This window comes from Brucella anthropi ATCC 49188 (genome assembly GCF_000017405.1).
Taxonomy (GTDB): Bacteria; Pseudomonadota; Alphaproteobacteria; order Rhizobiales; family Rhizobiaceae; genus Brucella; species Brucella anthropi.
On sequence record NC_009668.1, the window covers coordinates 396,421 to 410,213 of the forward strand.

Sequence of the window (13,793 nt, forward strand, 5' to 3'; positions counted from 1 at the left end):
ATCTGCGATTGCAGTCATAAAATCGTGACAGTTACTGCTATGCCTTCAACAGGAACAGCACCTGATATGCAGGATTGCTTGCGCGTTGCGTTTCGGTCAAAACAACGCCGTTGATTTACGATTCAGGAAAAGGAGCAGCCGATGGGTAAACGTTCGAATACAACTCGATGGCTTGTAATATTCTCGGCCATATCTTGTATTCTGAGTTTTCCAGCGGACTTGCACGCGCAACAGGCAGCAGGTGCTGAGGTGTCGGCAGGGACTGAAGAGACATCGCATCATTCTGCACCGGCAACCGACACCTTTGGTCAGACCCAGTTCGTTCTGAGTGGCGATCCCGTTGTCCCCCCGCGCGATTATGCCAAAGGGTTGGAGATACCAAATCCTGATGAGTATGATCCTATCGCGTCCGGCACGATTTTTGACATCGTTTATTTGGGCGTCGCCGATGGCAGAATGCGTTTCGAGATTCGCGGTTATACCGCGACTGATCTGCAAAACCCGGATACGGGACAAACAGTCGATTTTCCGGTCGAGCAACAATCTATCGAAATCAGGAATATCCGAATTGACGTGGAGGCTGCTGAGTCGGGAAGCCTGACTTACAAGGCAAACAGATTTTCTGAAACTTCAGGAAATTAGTTCTCTGATGTATCCCAACCTGGGTAGACGCCCGAACGTATGTTGCCCCAGGTCGGATCAATGTCGTGGTACTCGTGATAAAGTCTGATAATCACGGCAGTCACAAGGAAAACTGCGCATAAAGCCAGTATGATTTTAAAGAATAAGTCCGGCTTCAAGCTCTGCCTCGCCCATTGCTAAATGTAGCCCTCAGCGTTTTATATCCGTGCAGATCAATGTTTTCCGTTAACGGGTGCTGTCGAACGAAAGTTTCGTTCAATGCGGCATTGTTGAGAAGTGCCTGCTATATTGAATTGTGAAACGATAGAAATGGCGGGTAACAGCTTGCGATTCGACGAGCCGAAATTTTTGCGCATTGAACCACGTGAAGAGGCAAACGGCATGGAATTTCCCCGTGATATTGAAGATGCGGCCAGAAATTTGTGGCTCGAAGTCTCAGAAACGAACGAAAAAGTTGCACCCATTGATATAATTGCACTTGCTATCCTGAGGGAGAGGCAGCGATGTGCGACAATTGCGCTTTGCGTATTTGATGATGAAGAATGGTCGGATGAATACCGCATGGCAGGTGGATTGGCTGCGGATGCAATACTTGCAGGCAATAGCAATATTTCAGATTAAGCGGTGGCATCGCACGTGAAGCCTGTCGCATAAAGAAACGGAATGAAATGGTATTCGAACGTTTAGGGGCAGGGATTGCTGGCCTGCTGTCAATGACTTTGGTTGGATGCACGACATCGCCGCAGAATTATGCGTCCTCGCTTTCAATTCAGGATCCCAAATGGCAGTCGCCGCAGTGCGAAGAAATTCGTGCCGAGGCCGCGAATTATGAGGCGAGAGAAAAGAAGGTTTCCGACCTGGCTCCCGGACTTCTCATCGGCCCGTATGGGCTGGGTATAGCGGCGGCAATAAAGGAGAATGACGAGAAGCGGCGAAAAGTGTTCGTTCGCGAGATGCACCTGCGCTGCTCAAGTTTGCCTCTTCCGAGAGAGCTCGAAAATACACAAAACGAAACGAACCAATCAAAACCAGCTGATACATTTCGATAGTTTGCGTACTTCTTCGCATAATTCCGATCCGCAATAGCGACGTCAACAGCGAGTTAATGAAGATGCCCGAATTTGTACCTGTCATCGCGTTGCATGGCGGCGCTGGGACCATTCTTAAAGCCAATATGACGCCAGAGAAGGAAGCAGCCTATCATGCCGGCCTGCGGGAATGCCTGCAGGCTGGACTGGATGTTTTGCGTAAAGGCGGCAAAGCACTCGATGCCGTGACGGCATCTGTGATTGCCCTGGAAGAAAATCCGCTTTTCAACGCCGGGCATGGAGCCGTTTTCACGACGGATGAAACGCATGAGATGGATGCGGCTATCATGGATGGTGCAACGCGCGCATGCGGTGCCATCTCCGGAATTTGCGGGCCACGCAATCCTGTTCTGGCGGCACGTGCAGTCATGGAGCAGACCGAACACGTATTTTTCGCAGGCGAAGGGGCAAAGCGATTTTGCGAAGCTGCCGGTCTGGAAATGATGGCGCCGGAATGGTTCTCGACGGAACAGCGTCGCAAGGCCTTGCACGACGAAATGGCACGTCGTCGCAGTGGTGCCGCCGACGATGGCGATCCTGCCCGCAAACACGGCACTGTCGGAGCAGTTGCACTGGATCGTTTCGGTCATCTGGCGGCAGCTACATCCACGGGCGGCATGACCGCCAAGACACCGGGACGCGTTGGTGACAGCCCGGTCATCGGTGCTGGAACCTGGGCGGATGACGAGACGGTAGCGCTTTCCGCCACAGGTCACGGAGAATATTTCATTCGCTGGGCGGTGGGTCACGAAGTGGATGCACGGATGCGCTGGGCAGGGCAATCGCTCAATGAAGCGGCTGGCGCGGTTGTCCGCGAGCTGGGTGAAATCGGTGGCTCTGGCGGTCTTGTTGCGGTGGATCGCAAAGGCAATGTCAGCCTGCCGTTCAACAGCCCAGGCATGTATCGTGCATGGTGCGGTTTGGACGGGGAGATAAATACGGGTATATATAGATAGGGTCGAAGCGCTCGCCTGTTTTTAACAGGGCTTGTTCAACAAGCGTCAGCTTCTCTATTCCAAGTTGGAATGGCAAGTCTAAAATTGCATTGGCCAAAGCCTAAATTTGCTGCCTATAAATTTCAAATAACAAAATTGACAGTCAAGGGAGATTACTCCTCGGCTTTTCTTCAAGCTTCTGAAAAAGCAAGAAGATTGGCTTCGGGTAACGATGACTGGTGCGCCTTTCAAACGAGCGCGAAAATGGGGAAATGAATGACGGAAGCCAAGCGCGTTCTGGAGGGGAAGATTTACCCTTCTGACGAAAAGGCGCAGCTATTCAACAATATGGAGCCGCAAAGCGGTGCCAGTGGAGCGGCAAGTCTTGCGCAACCAGTGCAGGAGTTTCGCTTGCCGGTCAGTGACCTGCATGAACTTTCCGTTTTGGAATATGGCAATCCAAAAGGGATCCCAGCTGTCTTTCTACATGGCGGTCCCGGTGCGGGTGTCTCGGCCAAGCAGATTGCCAGTTTCGATCTCAACACTTATCGTGTCATCACCTTCGATCAACGCGGTGCGGGCCGTTCCACCCCTATCGCGGAAATTGCTGAAAACACCACACAGCATCTGATCGCGGACATGGAGACCCTGCGCAAAAAACTGGGTATCAAGCGCTGGCTTGTGGCCGGAGGCTCTTGGGGATCATGTCTTTCGCTTGCCTATGGAATAGTGCATCCGCAGCACTGTCTCGGGTTTCGGCTGCACGGAATATTTCTGGGCGGGCAGGAGGATGTTGACTGGTGGTTCCATGGCTGCCGTGCCATTTTCCCGGATCACTGGCAGGAATTCGCCGAATTCGTACAGGAAAGTGAGCGCGCCGACCTGCTCGCCGCCTACTATACGCGGCTAACGTCTGGTGATCCGGTACAAGAGCAGGCGGCGGCCCAGAGCCTGCGCGGATTTTCGGCGCGCACGCAGACCTTCGAACCGGACACGAACCACGTCTCCGAACTTCTGAAGCCGGAAGCGGCCTTGGCCGTATCACGCATTTTTACCCACTATTGCATCAACCGCGCTTTCTTGCCGGAGAATTATCTCATCGGGAGTATTGATCGTATTCGTCACCTGCCGGCCGAAATTGTGCAGGCGCGATACGATACGGTGACGCCGATGATGACGGCCTGGAAACTCAAGGAAGCCTGGCCGGAGGCCGGATTCACCGTCGTCACACTTGCCAATCACCAGTCGACGATCGGCCCAATGGCCGATGCGCTGGCAGCTGCATCTGCCCGGCTGGCGCGGCAGTTGGTGTAACCCAGTTCATCAATGTTTGGAATTGAGGACAATTCGATGTTCGATACAAGGACCGCCGATACATCGATTTCGATGACGCACTACGTCGATATCTGCAAGGCGGTGAAGCCCGCCGTGTCGCCGGACGGTGAACTTCTGGTCTATCTCAGCGATGAAAGCGGTACGGCACAGGTTTGGGCGCGCTCGCTTGCAGGTGGCAAGCCACGCCAGCTCACCAATCTGCCGGAACCGGTCGGCAATCTTGCCTTCAATCCCAAGAACCGTGATCTGCTGATCACCACAGACTGGGGTGGCGACGAACGTCACCAGCTGTGGCTGATCGAAGACGCCGAAGGTGAGCCGCGCCTCCTCACCACCGATACTACGGTGGTGCACGCCTGGGGCTGCTGGTCGCCGGATGGCACCCAGATCGCCTATAGCGCTAATTATCGCGACCGTTCGCACATGGATATTCATGTGATGACCGTTGCAACGGGCGAGACGAAATGCGTCTACGAGGGTATCGGCTGGCGCAGCCCGGCAGCTTTTGCGCCCGATGGCAAGTCGCTTCTGGTCAATGATTGCCAGCGTGCCATGACGGATCAGGACTTCTGCCGCCTCGACCTCGAAACAGGTGCCTATGAAAACATTCTGCCGCATGAAGGCCGGGCGCACTATCAGGCACCGAAATTCTTCAAGGATGGCTCCGGTATTCTGTTGATTGCCGATCAGGAACGCGAGTATCTCTCGGTCATGGTCAAGCCGCATAACGCGGCATCGCTGACCGAACTCGCCGCTTTTGAAGGGCAGGATGTTGAAGCGCTCGCAATCTCACCTGATCAAAACAGGATAGCACTCGTCCTGAACCGTCAGGGCTGGAATGATTTGGTTCTGATCGGTCGCGACGGAGCGGTGCTGAAACAGCTAGAGATGCCGGTTGTCGGGGTCGTTGCTTCGATTGCATGGACGCCCGATGGCATGTCGTTGATCATGCCTGTGGAAGGTGCAGCGACGTCGGGCGATATCTGGCGCTGCGATGTTGAAAGCCGTGTTTTTACACGCCTGACAGATGCGCCGAAAGCCAAGGTGAAATTGCCGGCCTTTCTGGAACCAACGGTAACGAGCGTTGCAAGTTTCGACGGTCTGGACGTTCCATATTTCGTCTACAAGCCGGAGCGTGCACCGGGTCGTGATGGTTATCCAGTTATGATCATTGTGCATGGCGGTCCTGAAGCCCAGTGGAAACCGGATTTCCGGGCGGACATCCAGTACATGCTGGCACGGGGCATCATGGTCATCGCGCCGAATATTCGCGGCAGCACCGGTTATGGCCGCGACTACCAGCATCTCGACGATCGTGAACTACGCATGGACAGCGTCGCCGATCTCAAAGCGGTGCGCATGGCGGTCGCGACACGCGGTGATGTGGATGAAAGCCGTATTGGCGTGTTTGGCCGGTCTTATGGCGGATTCATGGTCCTCTCGGCCATGACGGAATATCCCGACCTGTGGAAGCTTGGTGTCGAATATTACGGGATCGCCAATTTTCTCACTCTGCTGCAGACAACGGGACCGTGGCGCAAGGAACTGCGCGCCATCGAATATGGTGATGCCGAAACCATGCGGGATGAGCTGGAGCGGTTCTCGCCCATCAATCGCATAGGCAATATCGCCGCGCCATTGATGATCGCGCATGGTCTGGAAGACCCGCGTGTCACGCCGTGCGAAAGCGAGATGGTTTATTCGTGCCTGCGCGGCCTCGGCAAACCGATCGAATATCTGCGTGTACCGCATGAGGGCCATGGCTTCGCGCGTATCGAAAATCGGCGCCGCGTGTTTGGCGCGCTGGCCCGTTTCATTGACGAGAATCTTTAAGAGCATTGTTGGGAGAGAACACCGTGAAGAATGGTGAAGATATCTGGGATCTGGTGGACGCGAAGAAGGCTGATTTTGAAGCCTTGAGTGACCGCGTCTGGGGCATGCCGGAGATCGCTTATACCGAATATAAGTCCTGTGCCGAGCATACTGCAATGTTGAAGGAACAGGGGTTTCGTATTGCCGAGAACGTAGCGGGCATTCCCACCGCCGTGATGGGTGAAGCCGGGGATGGTGGACCGGTCATCGCAATCTTGGGTGAATACGATGCCCTTCCGGGCCTCAGCCAGGAAGCGGGTATTGCGGAACCCCGTCCGATCCCTGGTACGGGACATGGCCATGGTTGCGGCCACAATCTTCTGGGTTCCGCCGCCATTTTGGCTGCGACGGCGGTTAAGGACTGGCTGGAACAGACCGGCAAGAAGGGACGTGTACGCTATTACGGTTGTCCGGCGGAAGAAGGTGGGGCGGCGAAGTCGTTCATGGCGCGTGCTGGCGCTTTCGATGATGTCGACATTGCCATCTGCTGGCATCCGGCTTCGTTCACCCAGGTAGACGACGCGCAGTCGCTCGCCAATACGCGCATGGATTTCGAGTTTACCGGACGGGCCTCCCACGCCGCCGCGGCACCGCATCTGGGGCGCTCGGCTCTGGATGCGGTGGAGCTGATGAGCGTCGGTTGCAATTATTTGCGTGAACACATCCCTTCTGATTGCCGTCTTCACTATGCCTATCTCAATGCGGGCGGTATCGCGCCGAATGTCGTTCAAGCCAAAGCCAAGGTGCGCTACGCCATCCGGGCAACCGATCTTCCGGGTATGTTCGCTCTCAACGACCGGGTGAAGAAGGTTGCAGAAGGCGCTGCGATGATGACGGAAACGACCGTCAACATCTCCATTATGAGCGCGGTGTCGAACCTGCTCGGTAATACGCCGCTGGAAATCGCGATGCATTCGAACATGGAACGTCTGGGCGGTGTGCCGTTTGACGATGTGGATCGTGCCTTCGCAGCCAAGATTCAGGCAACACTTTCGAAGGAAGACATTGAAACCGATTATCTGCGCGTCGGCCAGCCATTGGCGGAAAACGAGCCGCTATGCAACTACGTCTTGCCGCGCGAACAGAAGGGTGTGCCGATGATCGGTTCCACTGATCTGGGCGATGTAAGCTGGGTCGTCCCGACCGTTCAGGCTCGCGTGGCAACACATGCGATCGGCTCGCCCGGTCATTCGTGGCAGATCACCGCACAAGGCAAGATGCCAGCCGCGCATAAGGGCATGGTCTACGCCGCCAAGGTGATGGCGGGCACTGCGCTTGATGTTCTTCAGAACGAGAAAACCCTGAACGACGCCAAGGCTGATCACAAGGCTCGTACGGCAAAGACGCCCTATACCTGCCCGATCCCGTCAGACGTCAATCCGCCGCTCCAACCGCGTCCAGCAGACTGACTGGCTGAATAATTGCATTTCGTGCCACGCGGGCTCGCGCGGCACCTTTCGAAAATGCTCAACCATAAAAGGGGATAATAATGCAAAAACAAAAGACAACCATCTTGCGCCGTACCACAGCACTCGCACTTGTCGCCGGTATGAGTGCTGCGACGTTCCCTGCTGAGGCCGCGTCGCCACCGAACGCGCTTGTCATGGCGTGGAACATCGACGCTATCAGCACTTTTGACCCAGCACAGATCGGTGAGGCGGCTACCAACGAGATCATCCAGAATATCTGCGACCCCATGGTTGATTTCGATCCGACTGACGAGACCAAGATCGTGCCGCAACTCGCCAAAAGCTGGGACGTCTCGCAGGACGGTCTGCAGATCACGTTCCACATGCGCGATGACCTGAAGTTTGACAATGGCGACAAGGCGACGGCGGGCGATATGGCCTGGTCGCTCCAGCGCGCAGTCAAGCTGGGTTTTGGCAATGCCGCGACGTTGACAGAATATGGTTTCACCAAGGACAATGTGGACCATACCATCTTGGCACCTGACGACGACACGGTCGTTTTCAAGCTGGACAAGCCTTATCCGGTCAACCTCATTCTGGCAGCGATCGCTGCCAACCGGGTTGCCAGCCTTCTTAATCAGAAGGTGTTGATGGAGAACCAGGTCGATAATGACATGGGCAACAAATATCTGGCCACTCGGTCAGAATGCGTCGGCCCCTACAAGTTGATGCGGTGGAACCCCGCCGAAGTGGTTATCCTTCAGGCGACCGACAATTACTGGGGAGAAGCGCCGAAGCTCAAACAGGTACTGATCCGCCATGTTTCAGAAGCGGGAACTCAACGGCTTCTGCTTGAAAAAGGTGACATAGACATTGCTCGCGATCTGACGTCGGAGGACCTGCGCGATCTCGAAGCCCAGGATAAGGTGACCGCTTCACGCTCGCTAAAGCCTTCGCTGTTCTATTGGAATTTCAACAATGCCGATCCGATCTTCGCCAATGAAAAGGTGCGCCTCGCAATGCGCTATCTCATTGATTACGAGGGCCTCGGCAAGACGGTCATCAACAATGTCGGCGTGCCGCGTGCGAGCTTCGTGCAGTTAGGTGCTTTCGGTGCACTGGATGAGAAGGAAGGGCAGCCCTTCAAACTCGATGTGGAAAAGGCTCGTGAACTGCTGAAGGAAGCCGGTTACGAGAAGGGCTTCGAGACGACGATGTTTATCAGTACTGCGCCTTATGCGGCTCCGATTGCCCAGAGCATTCAGGATGCCGCCGCCAAGGTCGGCGTGAAGATCAAGATCGAACGCATGGCCAACGCGCAATTGTTCAGCCGCATTCGCGGTCGTGAGTTCCAGACGTCGCTGATGGGCTGGCAGACCACCGTTCCGGACGCGCATGGCAATGCTTCGCGTCAGATTTTCAATCCTGATAACCGGGCTGAGGCCAAGCAGACCATGTATCCGAGCTGGCGCGCGAGCTATTTCAATGAAGCGGTCAACAAGGAGGTCGACACGGCTTTGTTCGAGAAGGACGAGGCCAAACGCAAACAGATGTATATCGATCTGCAGAAGGAGATGATGGAGAAGGGGCCGCACGCCTTCATTTTCCAGATCTATAATGTCGCTGGCGTTAACAAGGCTATGAAGAACTGGAGCTGGAACGGCTTCCGCGTCTACTACGATCTGGCCGCGAAATAGCGAGAATAGCGTTCCCGGTGGCTTCCTCACAGTCGCCGGGCGTTCTTCGCTTCGATGGATGACCGTGTGACCGCTTGTGGCTCGCAGTGCGATCCTGGCCCGGCATCCCGTTTTTCTCTTTCGGGAATTTGCAGATGACGACGCACGAAATCATGGACGACGTGGAGGAGGTGGACCGCGACAGGGAAGCCGGTCCGGTGCTTCAGTTTCTCGCCGCCACAGTGCGCCTGATCATTTCAGTGGCGATTACGCTTCTGGGATTGGTCACACTGACCTTTTTCATCAGCCGCCTTTTGCCGCTCGATCCGGTTATTGCCATGCTGGGGGACAATGTTTCCCAAGAAGCCTATGACACGATGTATCGTAAGTTGGGTCTCGACCAGCCGTTGATCGTGCAATACGGCCTATACCTCAAGAATGCGCTTATGTTCGATTTTGGCAACGCGCTGACTTCCGGTCGTCCGGTACTGGAAGATATTGCACGCGTCTTCCCAGCCACCATCGAACTGGCGACCGTGGCTATCGTCATCGGCACCACGCTTGGTATTCCGCTTGGTGTTTTCTCTGCCATGTATCGCAATTCGCCGCTGGACCATGTCGTGCGTATGGTCAGTTTGCTTGGCTATTCTACGCCGAACTTCTGGCTCGGTCTGATGGCACTGCTGATCTTCTATGCCACGTTGGGTTGGATCGGTGGGCCGGGGCGGATCGACTTCATCTACGAATATTCCGTCGAACCGACGACCGGCTTCTTGCTTCTCGACAGCGCAATGCAGGGGCAGTGGGATGCATTTTGGAACGCTATAAGCCATATCATCATGCCGGCCCTGATCCTCGCGTTTGGCTCAATGGCTTACATCAGCCGCATGACGCGTGGCTTCATGATCGAGCAGCTCAATCAGGAATATATTATCACTGCGCGCGTCAAGGGGTTGTCCTGGGCGCGTACCGTTTGGGGTCATGCATTCCGCAATGTTGCGGTTCAGGTCGTGACGGTGGTGGCGTTGTCCTATGCGTTCCTGCTGGAAGGTGCGGTGCTGACCGAAACGGTGTTCGCATGGCCGGGCTTTGGGCGCTATCTCACCAATGCGCTTCTGGCGGGTGACATGAACGCGGTGGTCGGCTGCACGCTGATTGTCGGCATCCTGTTTGTTGGTATCAACCTGATCAGCGATCTTCTGTATCGCGTTTTTGATCCTCGCACACGATAGGACACTGCCGATGAACACCCACACCAGCACATCGTCGGCCCAAACTTCCAATTCTCTGCGGGGTTGGCTGACTGCCCCCGTGCCTACTTCTGCCTTTCAGGCCAATATCCAGCAGTTACGCCGTTCCTGGTTCAAGCTGATGGCCAATACGTCCGCCGTGTTCGGTCTGGCCGTAATCGTGCTTTTGGTACTGGTAGCTATTTTTGCGCCTCTCATCGCGACGCACGACATTGGTGCCAACAATCTCGCTAACCGGCTTCAACCACCGTCATGGGGGCATTTCTTTGGTACGGACGAACTGGGGCGCGATATTTTCAGCCGCCTTGTCTATGGCTCGCGCATCACGCTTTACATCGTGACGCTGACTGCTGTCATCGCTGCGCCTATTGGTCTCGTCGTTGGCACCACCGCAGGCTATATGGGCGGCTGGGTTGATACGGCACTGATGCGTATTGTCGATATCTTTCTTGCTTTTCCTAGTCTCGTGCTCGCGCTGTCCTTTGCTGCAGCGCTTGGGCCAGGCATCGAAAATGCCGTTATCGCCATTTCGCTCGCCGCATGGCCACCGATAGCCCGTCTTGCACGTGCCGAAACACTGACCATCCGCTCGTCTGACTATGTGGCCGCCATTCGTCTGCAGGGGGCTTCCACGATGCGGGTAATTACGAAACATGTCGTGCCGATGTGCATTCCGTCGGTGGTGATCCGCATTACGCTCAACATGTCTTCGATCATTCTGACGGCCGCCGGCCTTGGCTTTCTCGGTCTTGGCGCACAGCCGCCAAGCCCGGAATGGGGCGCGATGCTTTCCAGTGGTCGCGAATTCATGATGACCTCGTGGTGGCTTGCTGCTGTACCCGGCACTGCAATCTTGATCGCGAGCCTCGCCTTCAACTTGTTCGGCGACGGTTTGCGCGACGTTCTCGACCCCAGAAACGGATAAGATCGATGACAAAACCATTGCTTGAAGTTGACGATCTGTGGGTGTCGTTTCCCGGCGTTGACCGCAATATCGATGTCGTTCGTGGTATCAGTTTTTCCATTGGTCGTGAAAAGGTTGGCATTGTAGGCGAATCCGGCTCCGGCAAATCGATGACTGGGCGCTCGATCCTCAAGCTGACACCAAAGGCGGCACAAATCCGCGCCAAGAGCCTGCGTTTCGGTGAGATAGACCTGCTGTCGGCCAGCGAACGTCAGATGCGCGGTGTACGTGGCAACCGCATTTCGATGATCCTTCAGGACCCGAAATATTCGCTCAACCCGCTGATCCGTATCGGTGATCAAATCATGGAGGCCTATCGGCTACACCATCGGGTGAAATCGGCGGCGGCACGACAGAAGACAATTGCCATGCTGGAGGCCGTGCATATACGCGATCCCGAGCGTGTCATGCGTCTGTTCCCGCATGAGATTTCCGGTGGCATGGGCCAGCGTGTGATGATCGCCATGATGCTGATCCCTGAACCGGACATGATTATTGCTGACGAACCGACCTCCGCGCTCGACGTGACTGTGCGGCGTCAGGTTTTGACTGTGCTCGATGAATTGGTCAGCCGTTCAGGCACTGGGTTGATGTTCATCAGCCATGACCTCAACCTGGTGGCGGACTTCTGCGACCGGGTACTGGTTATGTATGCGGGGCGCATCATGGAAGATCTGCCGGCCAAGGACCTGCACAAGGCGCGTCATCCCTACACTCAGGCGCTTCTGGCAAGTCTTCCTCGGCTGGATCAGCCGGTCGATATGCTGAAGGTGCCCGAACGCGACAAAAGCTGGCTCACCGAGCCGACGCTGGTGGGAGAAAACTCATGACACATGCCGCCAACTCTCCATTTGTGGATGTCTCGGACCTTTCCATCAGCTTCGGCAAAGGGCGCAAGCGCGCCACTGTCGTCAGGAAGGTAAAGTTTCATATCGAGCGCGGCGCGGCCTATGGCCTGATCGGTGAATCCGGTTGTGGCAAATCCACGATCCTGCGCGCTCTCGCAGGCCTCATCCCGCACCATCAAGGCAACTTCGTTTTTGATGAACAGAAGATGGGCGGCGAGCGCGACAAAGCGTTTTTCCGTCGTGTGCAGATGGTGTTTCAGGACCCCTATGCTTCGCTGCACCCGCGCAAGCAGGTGCACAAGGTGTTGGCGGAATCGCTTGCCATTCACGACATGGATCGCAAAGACGAGCGTATTCGTGACGTATTGCAAGCGGTCGGTCTCGGCCCAAGTTTCCTTTATCGCTATCCGCATGAATTGTCCGGTGGTCAGCGTCAGCGCGTCGCAATAGCGCGTGCGCTTATCATCGAGCCGGATGTGCTGCTTCTCGATGAACCGACATCCGCGCTTGATGTTTCCGTGCAGGCGGAAATTCTCAATCTGCTCAAGGTACTGCGCCGCGAGCGCAATCTCACCTATCTCATGGTTTCGCACGACCTCGCCGTAGTGGCGCATATCTGCGAGCGTGTCGGGGTCATGCACAAGGGCATCATTCTGGAAGAACTGACGGCAGACGATCTTCGTCATTTGCGTGCCAAGGCTGAATATACGCAGGAATTCCTGCAGGCCAGCGTGGAAGCCGTCGCACATAATCAGGCTGGGGAAATACGGGTATGAACTATCATTCGGCGGCTAATCCGGGACAGGAATGGGAACGTTTGAAGAGTCCTGCCGCGGCGGGTTGGTCGGAAGCTGGACTTCGTGCTGTTGATACTTGCGCGTACCAACAGGAAACCGATGCGTTGATAATCGTCCAAGGTAACAAGATCGTTCACACATATGGTGACATCACACACAAATATCTCTGCCATTCCATTCGCAAGAGCATCCTTGCCGCACTGATGGGGCAGGATGTGGTCGATGGCACCATTGATCTTAGCCTGACGCTGGAACAGCTAGGTATTGATGACAATGAAGGCTTGAGTGAAGTCGAGAAGCAGGCGACGGTTTATGATCTCCTGACCGCGCGTTCCGGCGTCTATCATCCCGCGGGCTACGAGACGCCATGGATGCGGATGATCAAGGAAAAGCGCCACTCCCATGCGCCGGGTACCTTCTGGTGTTACAACAACTGGGATTTCAATGTGCTCGGCACTATTTTCGAGCAGTTGACCAGCAAGACCGTACCCCAAGCTTTCGATGAGCGTATCGCAAAACCGCTCGGGCTTGAAGATTTCAGACTGGATGGTGACAAGCCGGATGGCTGGCATGATCGCTTTACGGAAAGCCGGCACGCCGCCTACCCGTTCCGTCTGTCCACACGTGATCTGGCCCGCTTCGGCCAGCTTTATCTGCGCAATGGCCGCTGGAATGGTGCATCCGTTCTACCTGATGGGTGGGCGCAGGAATGTGTGATGCCTTACTCTCATGCTGGTGCACGTGGCGCTTATGGCTATATGTGGTGGCTGGAGCGAGACGGTGTGTTCTTCCCCGGTGTGGTGACACCGAAAGGCAGCTATGCAGGCTTCGGTGCAGGTGGCCATTTCTGCGTTGTCTTGCCTGCCCTTGACATGGTGATCGTGCATCGCGTGGATACTGACATTGCTGGGCGCCAGCTCAATCGACACAAGTTCGGGCGTCTTTTGAAGCTCATTCTCGACGCATTTCAGGGGTGA

At 55.5% G+C, this 13,793-nt stretch carries 13 protein-coding genes; all 13 read left to right on the top strand.

The window, feature by feature from the left end; all coding sequences use genetic code 11:
* Positions 1-141 precede the first annotated feature (141 nt).
* The 13 genes from OANT_RS15940 to OANT_RS16000 all read left to right on the top strand — a co-directional run bounded on the left by OANT_RS15940 (position 142) and on the right by OANT_RS16000 (position 13,793).
* Positions 142-642 carry a hypothetical protein gene (locus tag OANT_RS15940; protein ID WP_012092527.1) on the top strand — a complete coding sequence of 167 codons (501 nt, stop codon included), beginning with the start codon at positions 142-144 and terminating at the stop codon, positions 640-642.
* 309 nt (positions 643-951) lie between these two features.
* A complete protein-coding gene (locus OANT_RS15945) occupies positions 952-1,263 on the top strand; it encodes a hypothetical protein (protein WP_231771515.1) in 312 nt (103 codons plus the stop codon).
* A 47-nt stretch (positions 1,264-1,310) separates the two neighbouring features.
* Positions 1,311-1,691, top strand: coding sequence for a hypothetical protein (locus OANT_RS15950; protein ID WP_010661047.1), 381 nt, complete (start codon positions 1,311-1,313; stop codon positions 1,689-1,691).
* A 62-nt stretch (positions 1,692-1,753) separates the two neighbouring features.
* On the top strand, positions 1,754-2,686 hold the full coding sequence (locus OANT_RS15955) for an isoaspartyl peptidase/L-asparaginase family protein (protein WP_040128753.1): 933 nt from the start codon (positions 1,754-1,756) through the stop codon (positions 2,684-2,686).
* 255 nt (positions 2,687-2,941) lie between these two features.
* Positions 2,942-3,979, top strand: coding sequence for a prolyl aminopeptidase (gene pip, locus OANT_RS15960; protein WP_012092530.1), 1,038 nt, complete (start codon positions 2,942-2,944; stop codon positions 3,977-3,979).
* A gap of 36 nt (positions 3,980-4,015) precedes the next feature.
* Entirely contained in the window at positions 4,016-5,833 is a 1,818-nt protein-coding gene (locus tag OANT_RS15965) for a S9 family peptidase (protein ID WP_012092531.1), read from the top strand.
* A 23-nt stretch (positions 5,834-5,856) separates the two neighbouring features.
* Positions 5,857-7,281 (top strand): M20 family metallopeptidase, encoded by a 1,425-nt coding sequence (locus OANT_RS15970; RefSeq protein WP_012092532.1) that lies wholly within the window; start codon positions 5,857-5,859, stop codon positions 7,279-7,281.
* Between the two features lie 80 nt (positions 7,282-7,361).
* A complete protein-coding gene (locus OANT_RS15975) occupies positions 7,362-8,978 on the top strand; it encodes an ABC transporter substrate-binding protein (RefSeq protein WP_012092533.1) in 1,617 nt (538 codons plus the stop codon).
* 134 nt (positions 8,979-9,112) lie between these two features.
* A complete protein-coding gene (locus OANT_RS15980; RefSeq protein WP_012092534.1) occupies positions 9,113-10,189 on the top strand; it encodes an ABC transporter permease in 1,077 nt (358 codons plus the stop codon).
* A gap of 10 nt (positions 10,190-10,199) precedes the next feature.
* Positions 10,200-11,132: a nickel transporter permease gene (gene nikC, locus OANT_RS15985; protein WP_012092535.1), complete on the top strand. Its 933-nt coding sequence runs from the start codon at positions 10,200-10,202 to the stop codon at positions 11,130-11,132.
* 5 nt (positions 11,133-11,137) lie between these two features.
* Positions 11,138-12,001 (top strand): ABC transporter ATP-binding protein, encoded by an 864-nt coding sequence (locus OANT_RS15990; protein WP_012092536.1) that lies wholly within the window; start codon positions 11,138-11,140, stop codon positions 11,999-12,001.
* A complete protein-coding gene (locus OANT_RS15995) occupies positions 11,998-12,795 on the top strand; it encodes an ABC transporter ATP-binding protein (RefSeq protein WP_012092537.1) in 798 nt (265 codons plus the stop codon). The genes OANT_RS15990 and OANT_RS15995 overlap by 4 nt, the downstream gene beginning before the upstream one ends.
* Positions 12,792-13,793 (top strand): serine hydrolase domain-containing protein, encoded by a 1,002-nt coding sequence (locus OANT_RS16000; RefSeq protein ID WP_012092538.1) that lies wholly within the window; start codon positions 12,792-12,794, stop codon positions 13,791-13,793. Before OANT_RS15995 ends, OANT_RS16000 begins: the two co-directional genes overlap by 4 nt.

Coding starts and splice junctions, on each gene's coding strand:
- OANT_RS15940 (WP_012092527.1), top strand. CDS start 142: ATGGGTAAACGTTCGAATACAACTCGATGGCTTGTAATATTCTCGGCC.
- OANT_RS15945 (WP_231771515.1), top strand. CDS start 952: ATGGCGGGTAACAGCTTGCGATTCGACGAGCCGAAATTTTTGCGCATT.
- OANT_RS15950 (WP_010661047.1), top strand. CDS start 1,311: ATGGTATTCGAACGTTTAGGGGCAGGGATTGCTGGCCTGCTGTCAATG.
- OANT_RS15955 (WP_040128753.1), top strand. CDS start 1,754: ATGCCCGAATTTGTACCTGTCATCGCGTTGCATGGCGGCGCTGGGACC.
- pip (WP_012092530.1), top strand. CDS start 2,942: ATGACGGAAGCCAAGCGCGTTCTGGAGGGGAAGATTTACCCTTCTGAC.
- OANT_RS15965 (WP_012092531.1), top strand. CDS start 4,016: ATGTTCGATACAAGGACCGCCGATACATCGATTTCGATGACGCACTAC.
- OANT_RS15975 (WP_012092533.1), top strand. CDS start 7,362: ATGCAAAAACAAAAGACAACCATCTTGCGCCGTACCACAGCACTCGCA.
- OANT_RS15980 (WP_012092534.1), top strand. CDS start 9,113: ATGACGACGCACGAAATCATGGACGACGTGGAGGAGGTGGACCGCGAC.
- nikC (WP_012092535.1), top strand. CDS start 10,200: ATGAACACCCACACCAGCACATCGTCGGCCCAAACTTCCAATTCTCTG.
- OANT_RS15990 (WP_012092536.1), top strand. CDS start 11,138: ATGACAAAACCATTGCTTGAAGTTGACGATCTGTGGGTGTCGTTTCCC.
- OANT_RS15995 (WP_012092537.1), top strand. CDS start 11,998: ATGACACATGCCGCCAACTCTCCATTTGTGGATGTCTCGGACCTTTCC.
- OANT_RS16000 (WP_012092538.1), top strand. CDS start 12,792: ATGAACTATCATTCGGCGGCTAATCCGGGACAGGAATGGGAACGTTTG.